The 19,475-nt window shown below is 43.1% G+C and carries 12 protein-coding genes; 4 read left to right on the top strand and 8 right to left on the bottom strand.

The features are described from left to right. Nucleotides 1–27: 27 nt before the first annotated feature. The 5 genes from panP to L2730_RS05745 all read right to left on the bottom strand — a co-directional run bounded on the left by panP (nt 28) and on the right by L2730_RS05745 (nt 6,499). Nucleotides 28–1,674: a pyridoxal-dependent aspartate 1-decarboxylase PanP gene (gene panP, locus L2730_RS05765; protein ID WP_248973716.1), complete on the bottom strand. Its 1,647-nt coding sequence runs from the start codon at nt 1,672–1,674 to the stop codon at nt 28–30. A 199-nt stretch (nt 1,675–1,873) separates the two neighbouring features. Continuing rightward, nucleotides 1,874–3,031, bottom strand: a complete 1,158-nt coding sequence (locus tag L2730_RS05760; protein ID WP_248973715.1) for a glycerate kinase — start codon at nt 3,029–3,031, stop codon at nt 1,874–1,876. 126 nt (nt 3,032–3,157) lie between these two features. Then, nucleotides 3,158–4,516, bottom strand: coding sequence for a GntP family permease (locus L2730_RS05755; protein WP_248973714.1), 1,359 nt, complete (start codon nt 4,514–4,516; stop codon nt 3,158–3,160). Nucleotides 4,517–4,736: 220 nt separating this feature from the next. Beyond that, on the bottom strand, nt 4,737–5,270 hold the full coding sequence (locus tag L2730_RS05750; RefSeq protein WP_248973713.1) for a type II secretion system protein: 534 nt from the start codon (nt 5,268–5,270) through the stop codon (nt 4,737–4,739). 80 nt (nt 5,271–5,350) lie between these two features. Then, the gene (locus L2730_RS05745) at nt 5,351–6,499 is read right to left on the bottom strand and encodes a sugar diacid recognition domain-containing protein (protein WP_248973712.1); all 1,149 of its coding nucleotides are present in this window, start codon (nt 6,497–6,499) and stop codon (nt 5,351–5,353) included. 352 nt (nt 6,500–6,851) lie between these two features. On the opposite strand from L2730_RS05745, the gene L2730_RS05740 reads away from it, so the two are divergent. Both L2730_RS05740 and L2730_RS05735 read left to right on the top strand, forming a co-directional pair. Continuing rightward, nucleotides 6,852–9,008 carry a winged helix-turn-helix domain-containing protein gene (locus L2730_RS05740; RefSeq protein ID WP_248973711.1) on the top strand — a complete coding sequence of 719 codons (2,157 nt, stop codon included), beginning with the start codon at nt 6,852–6,854 and terminating at the stop codon, nt 9,006–9,008. A 638-nt stretch (nt 9,009–9,646) separates the two neighbouring features. Continuing rightward, a complete protein-coding gene (locus L2730_RS05735) occupies nt 9,647–11,671 on the top strand; it encodes a GEVED domain-containing protein (protein WP_248973710.1) in 2,025 nt (674 codons plus the stop codon). A 134-nt stretch (nt 11,672–11,805) separates the two neighbouring features. Here L2730_RS05735 and L2730_RS05730 read toward each other — a convergent pair whose 3' ends face one another. After that, nucleotides 11,806–11,943: a hypothetical protein gene (locus L2730_RS05730; protein WP_248973709.1), complete on the bottom strand. Its 138-nt coding sequence runs from the start codon at nt 11,941–11,943 to the stop codon at nt 11,806–11,808. A 608-nt stretch (nt 11,944–12,551) separates the two neighbouring features. Between L2730_RS05730 and L2730_RS05725 the strand changes: the two genes are divergently transcribed. Continuing rightward, entirely contained in the window at nt 12,552–15,389 is a 2,838-nt protein-coding gene (locus L2730_RS05725; RefSeq protein ID WP_248973708.1) for a TonB-dependent receptor plug domain-containing protein, read from the top strand. A 248-nt stretch (nt 15,390–15,637) separates the two neighbouring features. Next, nucleotides 15,638–18,040 (top strand): M6 family metalloprotease domain-containing protein, encoded by a 2,403-nt coding sequence (locus L2730_RS05720; protein WP_283105662.1) that lies wholly within the window; start codon nt 15,638–15,640, stop codon nt 18,038–18,040. A gap of 152 nt (nt 18,041–18,192) precedes the next feature. Here L2730_RS05720 and L2730_RS05715 read toward each other — a convergent pair whose 3' ends face one another. Further along, nucleotides 18,193–18,798 carry a uracil-DNA glycosylase family protein gene (locus L2730_RS05715; RefSeq protein WP_248973707.1) on the bottom strand — a complete coding sequence of 202 codons (606 nt, stop codon included), beginning with the start codon at nt 18,796–18,798 and terminating at the stop codon, nt 18,193–18,195. Between the two features lie 29 nt (nt 18,799–18,827). Then, the gene (locus L2730_RS05710; RefSeq protein WP_248973706.1) at nt 18,828–19,412 is read right to left on the bottom strand and encodes a hypothetical protein; all 585 of its coding nucleotides are present in this window, start codon (nt 19,410–19,412) and stop codon (nt 18,828–18,830) included. Between the last annotated feature and the right edge of the window lie 63 nt (nt 19,413–19,475).

Raw genomic sequence — 19,475 nt, 5'->3', positions numbered from 1 at the left:
CGTGAAGTGTGTTATTAAGCTTAAGCGTTACTGCGCTGCTAGCGTCAAAAGTTGCGGTAAAAAACGCTGCTCTTGAGAAGCAATAACGGTTTGCTCAGCAAGCACTTGCTGCAAGATCTCTGGCGTCGTTAGTGGATTGGCTAGTACCACTCTAAATACCACCGCTTTGATGTCCATCATTTGCGCGTTTTCAGGGTTAATCCGCGTGCGAGAAACAAAAGATGTGCCTTGTTCTCGCTGACGTTTCTGCACAAACTTAGTTAATCCATCCAGTAGTGCGTTAAACTCTGTTAGTTTTTCTACATCATTATTTGCTCGTGCATTGGCCATTGCGATTTGCACGGTCTGCGGCACATAGCGGTAGGTTAACAAGCAAAGCTCTGGTTTTGACACCAGCTCAAACTCTTGATGTTGATTGATCAAATCAGCAAAGTAACGGGCTTTTTCCAAACTGTTATTGATCAGTATTTCATAGCCGTCACGACCAATAACTTTTAAACATGCATGGACTAGCATTGCCATGCCGGGGCGTGAGCCCTCTAAGGTTTGGCTGCCTAAATCTTTCGAGCCTTTTCTGAGAATATACTCGGCGTGGTGTTTAATCGCATTAGCGAAAGTGGGATCTTTAAAGATCACCATGCCCGCGCCCATAGGTACATACATCTGTTTGTGAGCATCGATGGTGACAGAGTCTGCGCGTTCTATGCCTGCAAGCAGGTGACGATACTTTTCAGATAACAGGCTGGCGCCGCCCCATGCTGCATCAACATGGAAATGGCAATTGAGCTCGCCCGCTAAGTCAGCGAGCTCATTTAGTGGGTCGATATTGCCGGTTTCAGTGGTGCCTGCAACGCCTACAATCGCCATCACTTTGATTTTGTCTGCTGCCAATTGATTGGCTAAGTCCCGCATTTTTGATACGTCGACTTTGTTGTCTTCTGCTGTGGGTACTTGGATGATATTTTCGCGGCCAATGCCGAGTAGGTCGGCTGTTTTGCCTAAAGAGTAGTGGCCACGCTCAGACACTAGAATGGCTAAGTCGTCATAACCGTAATGTCGTAGGCCCTTCATTACCCCTTGCGCTGCGACGCCGCGGTAACTGCCATCAGCTTTTAACAGTTGGTTACGGGCAGTCCAAAGAGCAGTAATGTTAGCAACGGTGCCACCAGAGCAAAATGCGCCTAAAGAGACGTTAGCGCTGTGCATCCAGCTTTGATAGAAGTCGTCATTTTCCGCATAAATGAGATGATGCATCATGCCTAACACTTGGCGCTCTAACGGTGTAAAGGCTTTTGACGTTTCTATTTTGACCAGATTTTGGTTTAAACCCACCATCATTTTTGATAGTGGCAGTACAAAGTAGGGCAGCGCTGATGTCATGTGGCCAATAAAGCTCGGCGCAGAGGTATGCACAGAGTGGGCGACAAGCGTTTGCATCATGTCGTCGGCGTAATCAGAGACAAATTGCGGCGCGGCTGGAATTTGGTGTTGTTGGAAGTCTAGTTCAATCTCGGTGAGAGGTTTCTCAACCGCGACTACACTTTCCTGCAAAAAGCCCATTAAGTTCTGTGAGATATTTTGCTCAATAACACTAAGGGTTGAATCGGGGGCTTCTGGAACCGTAAAAATTCTCAGTAGTGCCTCTTCAGAAGCGGTGGCTCGTCTTGGTGTCATTGGCTAACTATCTCTACTTATCACACTACTTTTGTGCGTTGGATCAGTCTTTAAGTTGGTGGCTAACTTTACTGTAAGCTTTATAGCGCATCAAGTAGAAAAGTGCTTTGGGATTGTGGTTAGCTGTTTAAGTGACGTTGCAATAAACAAAAAGACGCCTAAGCGCCTTTGGTTTTACAACTGATTTATTAGTTACTTGCTACTTGCTACTTGCCGAAAGGGTGTACAGTGCAGCCACATTTTTGCTACAAGCATACAAATTGCCTTTGGCGTTGCCAAGTACCTTGGCTAACGGCAGAGCTCGTGGCGTTATTGAAAATAGTGCGCTAAAACCATGTTCTAGCAGTATATTGGCGTCGTCACTGACACAACCTGCTATCGCAACCACTGGTACGTTGAGACTATTGGCAACGCCAGCAACCCCCATCGGCGTTTTACCATGTAAAGTTTGGCTGTCTAGTCGACCTTCACCTGTGATAACTATACTCGCTCCTTTAATATGGCTTGCAAGATCAACGGTGTGCATCACGATGTCTATTCCAGGTTTTAGTTCGGCATCAAAAAATGCCATCACACCTAAGCCCATACCGCCAGCAGCACCAACGCCGCTTAAGTGACGATTATCTTTAATCCCCGCTTTTGCAATCACATCAGCGTAGTGATTTAGCGCTGTGTCGAGCTGCTCAACCATCTCGCTCGTTGCCCCTTTTTGCGGGCCAAAGATTGCAGAAGCGCCATGGTCGCCACAAAGTGGGTTGTTGACGTCGCAAGCGACTTCAAAGCGACATTGGGTCAGTAAAGGGTGCAGGTCTGTTAGGTTAATCTGTTGTAAAGTTGCTAGCGCCGCGCCACCGGGCGCGATAGGCTTATTGTCTGCATCTAGAAGGTGAGCTCCTAGCGCCTGTGCCATACCTGCACCGCCGTCATTGGTAGCACTACCGCCCAGTCCAATGATGATATGTTTGATACCACGATTAAGCGCATCAACAATCAACTCTCCCGTGCCGTAGCTTGTGGTAAACAGTGGATTACGCTGCTCACCAGTGACTAAATGCAAGCCTGAAGCGGCCGCCATTTCGATGACTGCAGTTTTCTCACTGCCGTGGTTACTGTCGCCTAAAATGCCATAAAAGGCATTCACTTTGTCGCCAGCAGGTCCCGTTACCGTTGTCCAAATCAGGCTGCCGTTTGTGGCATCAATCATTGACTGTACCGTGCCTTCACCGCCATCGGCTACAGGCATTTTTACATACTCAGCATTAGGTAATACTGTGCGAAATCCTCGCTCAATTTCGTTAGCCACTTCCATTGCGGTTAGGCTCTCTTTAAATGAATCGGGGGCAATCACAATTTTCATGCAGTGTTCCTATTTTTAACTCATCGCTGAAACTGGTGAGATAAAGCTTAGCGTTGTAATGGTAATCTTAATGAGTGGTATGTGCAGGGTAAAGGCGAGTGGGAGTGCTCGCCGTTAACTATCCGCTTATAGCAAGACTAAGCTTAGTATGTACACCACTGTCATGGCGGTAAGACCTTGAACCAGTGTTGCCATTGTTTGTGCTTTATAGGCTTGTTTAACGCTCATGCGGCTAAACTGAGTCACTACCCAGAAGAAGCTGTCGTTAGCGTGTGAGACTGTCATTGCACCGGCACCAATAGCCATAACCGTTAGTACGCGGCCCATGTCGTTTGCAAGACCGATATCACCTAGCATTGGCGCAACAAGTGCAGAGGTCGCCACTAGCGCAACAGTCGACGAACCTTGCGCAGATTTGAGCGCGGCAGCGACGATAAACGGCATAAAGATGCCTATTCCGAGTGCCGATAGCGAAGTCCCTAGGAATGCGCCAATTTCTGTTGCTTTAAGGACTGCGCCAAATGCACCACCAGCACCAGTAATCAGTAGAATCGGTGCCGCAACAACTAGCCCCTGGCTAATGCGCTCACTAAACTCTTTAACTTTGTCGCTGCTTTTAAGTAGAGACAAGGATAAGAAAAGACCAATCATCAGTGCATTGACTGGCTGGCCGAGAAATGCCAATACATCAAATAATACGCCATTACCTAGCGGAGCTGACGGGAAATTAGCAATTGAGCCAAAACAGATAAGTAAAATCGGCACAAAGATAGGTGCAAACGCGCGGGTAGGGCTAGGCAGTTTTCCGTATGTTTGCTTAAGCTTTTCATAATCTTCAGTTTGATTCTGCAGCTCTTCTGCGCCTTCGCCGTCAGGTTGAACATTAGCAAAGCGGTTAGCCCACAGCGTACCTGCTAGCGCTGCAATAGCGGCTACAAATACACCGACAAAAATCACTAAGCCTAGGTTAGATTCAAGGCCTAAGTTGCCCGCTGCCGCAATTGGTCCTGGCGTTGGTGGTACAAAGGTGTGAGTAGCATAAAGGCCTGTTGCTAACGCGACACTCATCGACACACTTGAAACCTTCATGCGATTTGCCATCGATTGCTTCAGAGAGTTTAAGATCACAAAGCCCGAGTCACAAAATACGGGGATAGAAACGATATAACCGATAATTGACATGGTCAGTGTTGGAAAACGCTTACCCAATACTTTGATCACCACGTCTGCCATGGTAATTGCCGCGCCGCTTTTTTCAAGAATAGTACCTATGATAGTACCAAGTACTATCACCAGACCGATATAACCTAATATGCCACCAAAACCTGAGGTTATGGTTTTAGCAATATCGGCACTCGGTAGGCCGTAAGCAAATGCCGCCATAAAGGAGGCGAGGATTAGCGTCAAGAAGGGGTGGAGCTTGAATTTTGAGGTAGCAATTACAATAAATGCAATCACTGCCAGTAAGATCAGTACGAGGCTCATAGCGTTTCCCTGTAGGGGTATTTTTAGTTAGGTGTAGGGTTTTAAGCCAAATATAACAATCGCTCTTATTAATTAGAGGTCATAGAATTTCAGGCTAGATTATTATGGGGGCGCAAGTGAGGAAATTCTTTGGCGAAAAGCACTAAATACTTTACCTGTAATGAATTATATTTGTGCGTACGCACAGTATGTGATTTTAAGTGGAAAGGTTCGCTTTATTTTAACAGTCATCTGTTCTCAGGAATACTTCATACTGGCTACTGCTTTCGTTGTTTTGATAGAGGATATGACAGTCAAAGTTGACACTCTTATCGGCTAAATCTTCTGAAAAAAAGATATAGATTTGGTTATTAGCCGATGATTTATCGATAAAAAGCGGCGCTGCATTATTGTCTTGTTTGATTGCTGTTAATGAAACAGAGTCAATGTCTAGCCAAGCTTGTACTTGCTCATTAAGCTCATCGAAACTATCGCCACCATCCACGGCGGGATAACCATTATAAAGCGGTATATCAATACCTGCGTGGGTGATGGTACCTGCTTCGACGCTTTCTCCTTCAATAGCCGCTTTACTGTAAACAAGCGACAGAGCACTTTTCATTGCTCCTTCAATAGCTTGCAGATCAGCTATTTTGGCATCTGTTCGCAAGTTTAAAAACTTAGGTGCTGCGATAACCGAGAGAATGCCGAGCACGATAATCACAACGACTAATTCAATCAGTGTGAAACCTTTTTCTAGTCGAGAATTAGTCATATATTGCTTCCGTATCACTGTAAAGCCTTTCATCACATGGAGTCATCCAGGCTGAATTTAGGGGACAACTTACTTGTTGATTACTGCGTTAACAATACCTGACCTAAGTATAGTTGCAGCAATCCATCCAGTTGTTGCATGCTGACTCCAGTAATCTTCTCGATTTTTTCAATACGGTAGCGCAGGGTATTGCGATGGATGAATAATGCGTTAGCACATTGTTGTTGATCACCAAAATTTTGTAAATAACAACTTAAGGTTTTGCTGAGTTGACCATTTTTATCTGCATCAATTAAAGATTGGTAGGGGCTGATTAACTCCTTCCCACGCCAGTTTCCTTTAAGGGAAGACAAAAGTACTAATAGCGAAAAATCTTCATAAAGGTATTTACTCAACTCTGGCTGCATATGACTACCTATAGATAGAGTCTCTAACGCTGTTTGATAAGAACGATTTATCTCTTGTGGTTTAGGGAAAAAATGCCCAAGAGATACTTTAAGCCTGCTTCTTAACTCAATGGGTAACCGCGTTATCAATTGATCTATACGTTGGCTTTCAAGTTCAGCATCCCACGCCTTACCGTCAAGAAATGCAGGCTTTAAGATCACCAGTTCGGTCATTGATGTCATGGCGACTAAGTTGCCGCGGGATGGGTTTTCTAGCAAGTGAAGAACTTGCTTTAACATCGAGTTGGCAGAGGTTTCTTCTTCATCAGCTCGTACTTGAATAATCGCTGCTACACGGGGGGTATCGAGATTTATGCTTAACTGAGATGCCCAGTTTCGCTGGTGAGCACTAAAGGGCCCGTCAGATTTGATGAGATCAATAATCAGCTCCTCTTTTTGACGATACTGCCACTGTGCTTGCTCAATGGAGTTTGCTTGTTCAACAATAATTTCGGCGGTCATTTTTAACAACTCACCATAATGACCAAGTTCGGTTGGGTCACCGGTGATACCAATAACGCCGATGATGTCACCTTTATAGTGCAGTGGCAGGTTTATGCCAGCTTTGACACCGTGTAACGTTCCTTCACTCGCATGACTTATTTCAACGGTTCTCTGCTGGCTAATTGCCAGTAGCGCACCCTCATGTACTTCACCGATACGCTGGGATTCTCCTGAACCAAGGATTACGCCATGCTTATTCATTACATTGATATTATGACCAATAATCTTCATGGTTCGGTTGACTATTTGCTTGGCAAGTGCGCCATCTAAAAAGTACATGTCGGCTACTCTATTGGGTTTGGTTTAGCTTAAAGTATTCTGCTTTTGTTAACTATGAATTATGGGTCGCTTTTTTGTTTATAAATATAAAACAGTGAAGTGAGTCAATTGCGCGCACTTATAAATTACTAAGCTAAAAGCATCTTAGTATCGCGTTTTTTACTTAAAGAGTGATGTGTAAAATACTATCATCGATTTTTAGTCTTTATGCCTTGTGCCGTTTATCTAAATGGAATAATAGTTCTTAGTTATGCGTTCGCTGCAGGCCTTTTTTAATATAGCTAACTTGTAATTCATACTATTGTCATATAGCGTATTGTTTCGCATAAAGAATAATAAAAATGACATTCTAATGGCTAAATTTTCTGCTGTATTTAGGGTTGGCAATATTGATGTTGATCCGAAAACTGATCAATTAAAATGTGCTGATAAACAGATTGAAATTCAATCGATGGCGATGAAAGTGCTTTGTTACTTTTGCGAGCACTCTGATAGGTTAGTTACTCGAGATAATCTGCGTGACGATGTTTGGAAAAATACTGCCACCTCCAATCATACTATCAACAACCATATTTATAGTTTACGACGAAATCTTGGCAAGCTGGATCCCGATGTAAAATATATTCATACCGTTACCGGCGGTGGAAGCAGTGGTTATCGGTTGGCAGAGACTCTTGTTCATTATGATGCCCGTCAGTCGCCTAATGATGATCCTGCTGAAATTGTACCTGCTGCATCACTTGTGCAGGCTAATGATAAAGAGATAAGTCAAATAACGCAGCATGTTAGTGGGCGGATGTTGGCTGCAATAGTGGCTGTTGTTTGTCTTGTTGTTCTTGGTTATTACCCGTTTTTTCAAACGAGTGATTATCAAGATGTTCAGCAACTAACTGAGCTACCCGGTCGTGAGCAGTCTGCTAGCGTCGCAGCAAATGGTACCTTCATCGTTTTTGCCAACAAAAAGACTAAGCAGCAAGCTTGGGAACTGTTTGCTTCGAGTATGGACAATCCTTCAAAAAGCGTAAAAGTGTTTAATAACGAAGGTAACAGGGATAACTTTCCGAGCATCGCCCCAAGTGGTCGAAAAATTGCGTTTCACCGTTTGAAAGATGGGGACGAGGGGATCTACGTTGCTACTTTTGATAGTTCAACCTTAAAGGCGGCTCAAGAACGTAGGGTTATTGCTTTAAAACCGAATAACCTTTCAACGTCAATAAGCTGGTTAGATGAAACCCGCTTTTATTACAGCATTCATGAAGTCTCTTGGGCGCCTAAAAAGATCTACCTTTTTGATACTTCAAGCGGGTTAAGTGAGCAGATCAGTTCTCCTGCACTAAACTCCCATGGTGACTTTGCAAATACGGTTTCACCAAATAAGCAGTGGATGGCTATTTTACGAGCGGATAGTTATTGGGATATTGAACTTATCTTGTATGACATTATGGCCAATAAGTTTATAGAGACTGGCATAAAGTTAAGTCATTTCAGACTTAATGTTAGCTTTAGCGATGATAGTAAGTCAGTTTATTTTGTTGATAGTAATGGTTATTTATCTGAATTTAATCTAGCTAGCAGTATTACTGAACGCATTTCTCAGCAACAGTATGTTGGTTATTGGCCGCTTAAAATACCAGGGCAAAACCAGTTTTTGTTGCAGCAAGATTGGGGCTTGTCTTCGCTTACAACCGAAATTGTTAGTGTTAATAATCCTGTCGTCGGCGGAGATGGTACTCGGCAAGTTGTGGTTAACAACGGTTTAGCGATTCGAGCAATTGAAGGAGTCAATGATGGTGGGTTTATATTTGCCTCTGTTAAACCTAATCGTCAGATCGAACTTTGGCGTTATAAGGAGGGCAAAGCTTACAAGCTCGATGAATTTATTGAAAAAGCAGCTTACCGTTATCCGCTTAGTTTACATTGGCAACAAGGTAGCGAACAAGCTTTGTTAGCGGTGGATGGAAGCTGCCGCAGTGTTAATATAAACACAGGTAAAGACAGCCCTTTGTGCCCTAAAGGAGAGATGTTATACGCTGGAACTTACTCTGCCGACCTGCAGTCAATTTACTTCGCTACATTTGATAATAATCAGTCAAAAGCCGTTAAAATGGGTTACACAGGTTATCCTATTGAAGCGTTGCCTTTATTGAAAAACGCCAATATGGTTCGTGATGGTGGCAAGGGAATACTCTATTATCGTATAGAACCCGGTAATGATATATATCAGTTTGATTTAGTTACACAAAAGTCAAAAAAGCTGATTGATAGAAGTTATATTGCGAACGGTTACACCACCAATGATTTTGTCGTTGTTAATGAGGGGATCTATTTTATGGATAAGCCTCTAAATCAAAGTAATGCTATCTATTACTATGACTTTTCAAATAATTCAATTCGTTATCTATTTGATACTCCCAATTTATATCCAAATATCGTATTGAGTGATGATCAGCAACTCATTTACTTGCTCCAATCCGCTCACAATGATACTCACTTGCTTTTATTACAATGATAAACGTTGTATTTAGTGCATGGGTTAGCGTTTATATCGCTGAACGCTAACCACGTAATCTAAGCGGAGTTTTGGTACTTGCTACTCACAATAGTTTTGATTGTTATGGCTACTTGTCAGTGCTGAATACTTGCCTCCTGCTGGTAATCCACGCTGACTCAACAGGTGAACACTTGCAAAGTAGCCATATCTTTATAATTAATGAAATTATAGCGACACAAAATAGCCTTGAGCTTTACTTTTTGAGCTTAGAATGTTGAGCCACTATACATCTGCTTTATCAATTTAGGCTGTTTTTAGGTCTTGTAACACATAGTGTAGCGTCATAATTTATCATCTATATCACGATTTATAATTTCTTATTAATCGTCACACTAATGAAATATTCTACTTAAGTAGTTGTATATGTAGAATTTAAACTTCACTCGATTTGTCGATATATCCTATTTTGAGTCAATTACCTCTGTTGTTGCCTGTATTTAAGCGTGCATAGAATTGGCTTGCTTATCTTTCGAGCAATCATGGTTTTACCACATGTGCGGTGCTTCCGATGAGTGAGTTTTATCATTCTCGTCAATAACTATTGCGTTATGCGGCGCAGTTATTGGCAATTTTGACTTTCAACATGGAAAGCAACTATGCAATTAAATAATAAGAAAAACCTTAAATTGGAAACATCCAATAAACCGGTCTTAGTGAGAAGGTTTATTGGCATGATGACATTGATGTCATGCCTGACAAGTCAACATCTATTGGCCGCGTGCGCTGTTTCGCCTGATAGCCGTTATGAATTTATCGACACTATTACTGTGAATGGGGCACAACTTGTCGCTGGAGCGGATATTACTGCTGGTGATGTTATTCGATTATCTCCAAGTTTTGCCAGTTATCGATATCAGGAATATTGGAGCGTATGGGTTGACTTAAATGGTGATGGAGATTTTGCTGACGCCAATGAGCGATTACTGCAAACAAGCAGTCCGACAGATGATGAAGTTGAAGCAACGCTTATCTTTGCTGACGACATATCGCTTGATAATACGCAACTTAGGGTGCTGCTTCATGCTAATGCGGTGAGTGGTGATTCATGCGGTTATGATAGTTACGGTGATGTGAGAGATTTTAGTGTCAGCATTAACTCTCACATTGATAACGATAATGGCAATGATGATTATGCATTAACGACTCAACCTCGAGGGGGCGCAAATGAACATATTGCTTATGTCGAGATCGCCGGAGATAGTTTCACATCTGGTGATGATAGAGGCTATAAAGATAACTCAAACAATAAGAGTTTTGAGGTTACAGATGGAGATACCATACAACTAACACCAATTAGCGACTGGAGTACTGATTGGGGGATTTGGATCGATAGTGACAACAATGGACAATTTGATAGTCATGAGCAGGTTTTTTCAGCTGCAGCTCAACGAGGCGCTGTGGTAAACGGCACCTTAGATTTGAGTAACATCGTTGCAGGAAGCCACCGAATGCGAATTGCAATGAGTGGCGATAGTGCTGCCATCGCCACTGGGTTTAGGTATGGTGAGATAGAAGACTATAGTGTCAATGTTATTTTAGACGGCAATGACAATGACAACGAAGCAAAGAATTACGGTCCACATGTACAGTGGGAACATGACTCAGTAACTGTAAAAATTTTTAGATTCGAGTTTGACGATGTTGAGCTTACTTGGTCGATCGGTCGCATTGAATCTGAAATGGCAGAGATTGTCGATTACTTTGATAAATCGTCTTATGGCCGCTTTGAAGTGAACTATGAGATCTATAGTGATGTTATCCAAGTTGGCGAGAAGATTGCGGTATGGGACAGTAAGGAAGCAAATGATTGGAAAGATTATTACGCTGATAAGCTGGTTGCATTGGGCGAAACAGAGTTCTGGGATATCGATGATAATATTATTTACTTAATCTTGGCACCACAAATCTCAGACTGGGGCATTAAAGCGGGTGTAAACCCTGGTGCAATGCGCGTGTACGATACTGGAGATGAACGCTCGCAAGCTGGCGGTATCGCACATGAAATGGGTCATGCTATGGGGCTGCATCATGCTCAAGGGCTTGATGGACAAGATACCGTTTTTGGAGTCGGCGATTATGACAGCGAAATGATTGGTTATGGCAACGCCTTCAGTATGATGGGCAATAACGCTTGGGATTTCGGCAGTTTTAATCTGTACTACAAAAACTTCTTTAAGAGTTGGGGAATAGAAGCTGAAGTACCGCTAATTACCCAATCAGGAACCTATAGGATCTACACCTTCGATCAAGGTTCGGTAAAAGGAGACTTAGGGTTACGATTGAAAGCAGGAAATGGTGAAGTAACCTATTGGGTAGAGTATCGAACCGGAGATGGTGCAGACTCGCGCGGAGTGCTTGTTAATACTCAAGGATACTTCCCCGATGAGGATGCCCGTTCATATTACTACGGCACTTCATTTTTACTGGATATGACGCCAAATACTAAGCCAGATGATCTGAATGATGACTATGACGATTTTGAAGACTTTCTTGATGGCGCATTAGTTATTGGAAAAAGTTACACCGATAAATGGGGTGCATTTACCATTACGCCAAAAGAAACGGGTGGCACTTTAGGTACAGCTGGTGCTTGGATTGATGTCGAAGTGCAACTGCACTAATTTGTAATGTTTATGCACATGTCTCGCACTTCCCTGTGCGAGACATTTTATATCGGTGATAATCCTCTATTTTTCCTACTGACTTCTTGAGCAAAACCTGCGTAATAATAGTGATGTTGTAAGTTAAGAATATATCATCCAGTTTCTCTCACTTTGGCCACCATTCTGGCTAAACCTAAACCTAAACCTAAACCTAAACCTAAACCTAAACCTAAACCTAAACCTAAACCTAAACCTAAACCTAAACCTAAACCTAAACCTCCTAACTTCAAAACATTCAGCGCTTCAACTGCAGCTAACACCAGTCTGTGTTGTTTTTAAGGGTCAGCGAATAGATATCAATAAAGCACTTAGTGGCTCAAGGGATATGATCTCATTACTATTATTCTCTCCTATTTCTTTAAACACGAGCTTGATGACTCGTGTTGGTTTGAGGTGCCAATCAATTTTTTGCTAAGAATATGACAGTTTTATCTCTTATAGAGATACAAAGCAGAGTGGCATTTTGCTCTTTAGAGCAAGGCATTTTGAAGGTATAGCTTATATAGCGATAATCTTTAATCATCATTTATCATTTTGCTGCAACATCCAGCTCATCTATTATCATCTTTCATTTATAACTAGATAAATATCGCCATTAAAGTGTTGATTTTAACGCTTTATTTTTCTGCGTTGGTTTCTTGGGTCTTCATTTCAAACAAATCTCTCACAATTTGAAAACCACTTTTTATACTGTATAAAATTATCTAGCGAATGAGGTTGTAGCTATTTATTTGGAGCGATATAGCACTGATGAATGGCATCTGACTGTAACTGATATTTGCACAAAGTTAGTTTTTAACAATAAGAAAAATAATTTTATTTTTTTAAAGGAAGGGTTATGAAAGCATTGAAGTTAAAGCCAATATTTGTGGCGGTCATGTCGAGTTTAATCGCGCAAAGTGCGGTTGCTGAGGCGGCTCTTGTCGACGATGGCGCTAATGAAGAAGGCTACGAAAGAATCGTTGTTACCGGTTCTCGTTTGGCAAGAGCCGGTGCTGATACCACTGCGCCAGTGACAGTGGTTACCGCTGAAGAGCTAGCGATTACTGGCAGCATGAACCTAAATGAAATGTTAGCTACATTGCCACAATTTCAAGGAATTGAAGCATCTGCAAATTCATATAACCCAGAAAATGCAGGCTTAAGCACTACTGAATTAAGAGATTTAGGTACTATCCGTACTTTGGTACTGGTTGACGGTCACCGACCGACGCAAACATTAAACTCTAGTGACTTACTTGTTACTGATCTAAACAACATTCCGGCGACGCTTGTCGACCGGGTCGAGATCTTAACGGGTGGAGCTTCCGCTGTTTATGGCTCAGATGCGGTCGCAGGGGTTGTGAATATTATCCTTAAAAAAGATTATGAAGGCCTTGAGTTTAATGCTTATGGTTCAACGACCGAAAAGGGCGATGGCGAACAAGCTGGCGTAACTTTAACAACCGGCCTGTCTTTTGATGACAGTAAAGGCAACTTCGTTGTCAGTTTAGATTATTCAAAACAAAATGAATTGCGTTATGCTGATCGTGCAGGCTCTCGCGCAGAAACGAGTTATGTACGCAATAAACTTGACCCATACGGTGAAAAGGAGGGGATCCCCGATCTCATCACTTTGCGTAACGTTGGTTGGGTCGATTACAACATTCCGGTAGATCGGCCGACTATTTACTTACCTGATGCAGATTATAGCTATTACCAGTTTGGTCGAGACGATGATGGTAGTTTAACGCCAGGCTATTTGTCTGCAACGGATGAAGAGTTATACAGCTATTACAAGCAGTCTAGAGTTGATAACCCTTATATGTACTCGAGTAACGGACCTGTACAATTTCAGATCCCTGATGAAAAATACAGTGCTTATGTCAGTGCTAGCTACGACTTTGATAACAGCATACGCTTATCTGGTAACGTGCAATACAGCAAGGTAACGGCGAAACAACGCATCGATCCTGAATTCATGTACTCTACATGGCTGGATACAGCTAATGCTAATTTCACAGTACCTCAAGAAGTACTCGATGTAGTTGCTGATCATAATGATGGCAGTAGCTGGATTAAGGTGCCATACACCTTTCAACAGATTGGTGACCGAGTCACTGAGAATGAACGCGAGTACCTATCAGCATCAGTAAGCCTTGAGGGTGATATCTCTGATGATTGGTATTGGGATACTTACCTCTCTAGTGGCAAAACAGATAAAGATCGCACTTATTCAAATTACGTAGATACCACACGTTTTTCCAAATTTGAGACCGTCGGTGTGTGCGAACAGACCAATAGCTGTCCAGAGTTTAATCCGTTTATGCCGTTATCGGATGAGACACAAGATTACTTACGTTTAGATCCATTTACTGATACCACTAGTAGCTTCCAGCATACTGTTTCCGCCAATGTTAATGGCACGGCATTTGAATTACCTGCAGGTCCACTGCAGGTTGGTTTCGGCGCTGAGTTCAGGCAAGAGGGTTTTAAAGTTGAACCTTCTGATGTGATGCTGTTGGGGTTAAATAGAGGTAACACTGTTGCTCCGCAAGATGTCGACCGCAACATTACCGAAGGTTATGTTGAGGTTAATATCCCGGTGATTGCCGACGTTGCCTATGCTGAGTCGGTAGATGTAGAAGCCGCACTACGTGTTGCCCATTACTCGACCTCAGGGACTAACGATAGCTGGAAGTTTGGTGTTAACTGGGCGATTAATGATGAAGTCCGCGTACGCAGCGTATATGCCAAAGCCGTTAGAGCGCCACAATTGACTGAATTATTTGCTCCCGAGTCTACAGGTTCTTTTAAAATAACTGACCCTTGTGACATGGATAATCTGCACCTTGGGGACAACCCAGACGTTCGAGCAGCAAACTGCCAAGCGTTAGGTGTACCTGCTGATTTTGTATCGGATCTGCGTATCGAAACTCAAGTTGATGGTGCCACCAAGGGTAATGAAGACTTGAACCCTGAGCTCGCTTATACTTTAACGGCAGGTTTAGTCTATACCTCGTCAATGCTAGATAACTTTATTGTGTCGCTTGACTACTACGATATTGAAATTGAAGATGTAATTACTAGAGTTGGTGCGGGCACAATTGTTGACCGCTGCGTAGATTCAACAACGATTAATAATCCATTTTGTAGCCAAGTGACACGTAAAGCTGACGGCAATATCAGTTTCGTTAATGACACCTACGTCAATAACGCCAAAATGAAGCGCAAAGGTATCGACTTTCAAGCCAATTACGATTGGGATCTTAATGACGGCGCTAATATCGATCTGACGTTATACGGTACTTACGCTATCCATAGTAGTTTCAAAGATGCAAACGATTCAGAGGTTCATAATTACGTTGGTGTAAGAGAGGCTCCTGAGTGGAAATCATCTTTCATTACTACTTATGCAGATGCAGGCTTTAAGGCGACTTGGCAGATCAACTATGTTTCAAGCACTAAATATAGCCGTACAGCGACTGAGGAGACCCATGATACCCCAATTATGCCATCTTCAATCTTGCATAATACCCGCTTAAGTTACGACTTTACCGACTCTGTTCGCGCTTATGTGGGAGTGACTAACGTGTTTGACCAAGACTGGTTGGGAACTGCGGGGGCAAGTAGCGGTAGTACAACGTACCCAATTCGTGGTCGTGGTTATAACGCAGGTTTCAATATTCAGTTTTAACTCGTTATAAAGCATAGAGTGGCATGTTGATGTCGCTCTATTTTTTTCCATTAATACAGACCGATTTTTAATAAAAGACATAATTTAAAAAGTTCTACTCTTATTGAGCTTTTAACAAGTCAGTTTGATGATTTGTATTATTAATTGCTCATTATTTATTGGCTGTCTTAGCCTTAATATTTATAACCAAGATGACTTAGTTTTTAATTAAGCCGTTGTATCTTGCCGATTAACCTTAAGGAAATATAATGAATAAAAAACTTAAGTTGGCATTATTATCTAGCGCTATATTCGCGCCATTATTTGCAAATCACGCTCCGCTGCATGCAGAACCTGCTTCTAAGAAGTTGATTGAATTTAAACAAAGTGACGGTAGCACAGTCTGGCTTCGAAAATGGGGTGATGAGTTTGCCCATGGCTGGGAAACCAAAGAGGGGGTTGTTGTACAGCAAGATGAGCTGAGTGGTGATTGGTTTGTCACTCAATTTGATGCTAGGGGTTACCGCAAGAAATCAACAATAAATATTAATCAAGCGAGAGCTGCAAATAGAAAAGCAGTTGAACCACGTATTAAGGGAGAAGCCCTGCGACGGGCAAATTTACGTCGAACACAATCTCATCAACAAAATTTATTCTCGCGTTCTATGGCTGATGGCCTATCGACAAGCAGTGGTGGCATTAATACGACTGCTGTTGAGCAGGTATCGGGGACGGTTAACGTACCAGTGATCCTGGTTAATTTCGCTGATACCAATACTAAAGTCACTCGCAATGATTTTGACCAATTTTTGTTCCAAGATTCACAAGGGCTAACTGCTTACTACCAAGAAGTTTCCTATGGCCACCTGAATTTGCAAGGCGGAAGCAGTGGTGTGATTGACTGGGTAAACCTGCCACAAACCCATGACTTTTATGGTCGTAATAACAGTGCGGGTTATGACAGTAATATTGGGGTGATGATTGAAGATACTTTAACGGCTGCCGATGCCCGCATCGATTTCTCCCTGTATGCCGATATTAACCAAGACTGTCAGGTTGATTTAGTCTCATTTATCTATCAAGGCAACGGTGAGCACCAAGCTGTTGGCGTAAACAATGACATATGGGCGCACAAGTACAGCATGTACTGGCTTGAAACTGAGGGCGATGGTAATGGGGTATATCGTACTGATGACATCTGTTTAGCCGATCCTACAACCACGGTGACCATTAACGATTACTTTGTTGCACCAGAGCTCAGTAATGCTGGCACTCGGGCCAATGTTGGCACCTTTGCCCATGAGTTTGGTCACGTGTTTGGTTTGCCTGACTTGTACGATACCGGGGGCAGCAACTCGGGACAAACTGCTGGTGCAGGAGACTGGAGTCTTATGGCATCGGGGAGCAAAACAGGGCCTAACCGAGATGGAGAATCGCCAGCGCACCTTTCCGCTTGGGGTAAATATACCCTTGGTTGGATCGCTCCGACCAAGCTCAATGGTGTTAACAATAGCGGGATTGAAGTTGGCGAGTCGGCCAATAACCCAACAGCATTCCTCTATGAAAACCCGAGTAACCCTCAAGAGTACTTTCTGATCGAGAATCGCGATCAACAAGGGTTTGATGCCTATGCGCCAGGAAAAGGGCTCGCGATTTGGCATATAGATGATGCGATATCGGCGCCTAAATCAGATGGAACAGCCCAAAGCGATGTGAATGCTTACCCATGTGATCTGGGCTTTCAAGACTGCTCGACGTTGCACAATGGTGTACAACTTGTCAGTGCTGACCATTATTTTGACTTAGAGCATGACTTTAATGACGGCGATATTCATGACTTATTTGGTGAAGATGGTGACGGTGGCAGTGACGAATACAGTACCGAGCAAGACTGGGACACAGAGTTTTCTAGTCAAAGCCAACCAAGCAGTCAGTGGTGGGATGGCAGCGAAAGCGAGTTAGTGATGACAAACATCTCCGCCAAAGGGGCGGTAATGACCTTTGATTTAGGCAGCGGTAGCGCAACGCAGGAGATTGTATTGCAAAATGGTGTACCAGTGTCTTTGGTTGCAAACCAAGGTGAGGCACTAACGGGTTATATCGACATACCTGCAGGGGCGAGCAAGCTTCAGTTATCGCTCAGGCATAACAGTGGTGGAGATGCAGATCTATATGTTAACTACGGCATAGTTAATGACAGTAGCAGCGCCGACTGCTTCTTAAACAGTTCAAGTGCCGTGGAGTTGTGCACAGAGTCTGAGTTTGGGGAAACCCTCGAAGGGCGCTACTTCTTTGTGGTTAAAGGATACAACGGACAAGCTTTTGCTGATGTCTCTTTGGTGGCCGAATATGACTTAGGCAGTGAACCACCAGGAGGCAATGGCTCTGTAACCAGCTATAAGGTTGATGTGGCAAGCGGCAGTTATCAGCACTTCATGGTGGCAGTGCCAGCTGGGAGCACAGTGATTGAGGTGAGTCTGGATGAAAGCGATGGCTCAGCGATGCTGATGCTAAATGAAGGCGAGGAAGCGAGTGCTCGCAGTTATAGTGCGAAAGATAACAGCGGTGAATTTGTAGCCATTGATGCTCCAGCAGCAGGTGAATGGTTTGTCGCCGTTAGAGGAACAAAGCAAGGCGTTGCAAACGGCTTACTGACTATAACGGTTAAATAACGGTAGTTTTGTTGATGGAGTGACTGGTTTATTTTCCCTTACCATTCTTTTCCTTACACCCTCAAGCCAGATCCTCGGCTTGAGGTTTTTTTATAGGTGATTGAGTATCAATTTTCATCGGCGCAGTAAGCGACACTTATAGAATCTCAATACTATTTGACGTCTATGAGCTCGGAAACACGTTGCTGCAATTTAGGAATGATCAGATTTTCAAACTCTGGGTGTCGTTTTAGCCAGATATTGTTTCTTGGGCTAGGGTGGGGCATAACCAATATTTCTGGCCATAACTCTTGCCACTGTTCAACAGCTTTAGTGACGGTTAGCTTTTGTTTTAGATGCCACTCAATGGCATATTGGCCGACTAGTAAAGTGAGCTCTACGTGCTTAAGTTCATTGAGAATTGGTTTGCGCCAAGTGGCTGCGCATTCTGGACGCGGTGGCTTATCACCACTTTTTTTGTCTGCTGTTGAGTAGCTTCCCGGAAAACAGAAACCCATAGGCAGAATGGCAAACAGTTCAGGGCTATAGAACTGTTCGCGAGTGACCCCTAGCCAACCCCTGAGGCGCTCTCCGCTGGCATCGTCAAAAGGGTGTCCTTTGTGATGTGTTTTTTGCCCAGGTGCTTGTCCAGCAATCAATATTTTTGCATTGCTAGCAAGTTGCACAATGGGCTTTGCGGCAAACGGCAAGTGTTTACTGCAAAGCTGACAGTGTTGCACTTGATTAAGTAAATTATCGAGACGGTTGTCTTTTGGCATTATTCACTTTTAGCCTAGTTTGACTGCGTTTAACTATGCAGTGCAATTTGATAAGCCCAATATCCTAAATAACTGTAACCTGCAATGAGTGTAGCGTAGCTAAGTAGTTTGCTGACTATACTGCCACGACTACAGGCTGCGACATGGGCAATAGCAATAGCAAATAGTGTCAGCGGCGCAGCGTAATAAGCGCTAAGCATCATCAACAGGGCTACAATCGCTAAAATCAATGCTGTATTTTCTGTTGGGGCTTTTGCATGGTGGCTCAGCTGTATCGGCAGTAAGCTCAGCGCAATACTGACGATGATAACGCCTATATTAAGTGAGATTGCACCGGCACCCTTGATATAAACCATAGCGACAACAAAGGTAATAACTGCCGGGATAAGCGAGATAAATGAGTGCAATTTAGCAAAACGGCTACTCTGGTATTTACCAGTAAAGTAAAACAAGCCCGTTAGTAATAAATTAAAAAAGCAAAAGCCACCTAATGTAATCGCCAACATTAAAATATTGGTGGTATCAGATTGAAAGGCCAATGCAGGCATAGGGGCTAATATAGTGCCTAAAAGCAGAGGTAATGTTGACCTTAAGCGATATTGTGTGTGATTCATAAGCAAAGGTTAGTCATTGAGAATGTAAGCTACAATCGCCTAAAGTGAGCCTGACTGCAACAT

Origin of the sequence: Shewanella kaireitica, from assembly GCF_023284045.1 — a bacterium.
GTDB classification, from domain to species: Bacteria; Pseudomonadota; Gammaproteobacteria; order Enterobacterales; family Shewanellaceae; genus Shewanella; species Shewanella kaireitica.
Note: the sequence above shows the minus strand (reverse complement) of the source record. Positions and strands in the feature narration are given on the sequence as shown.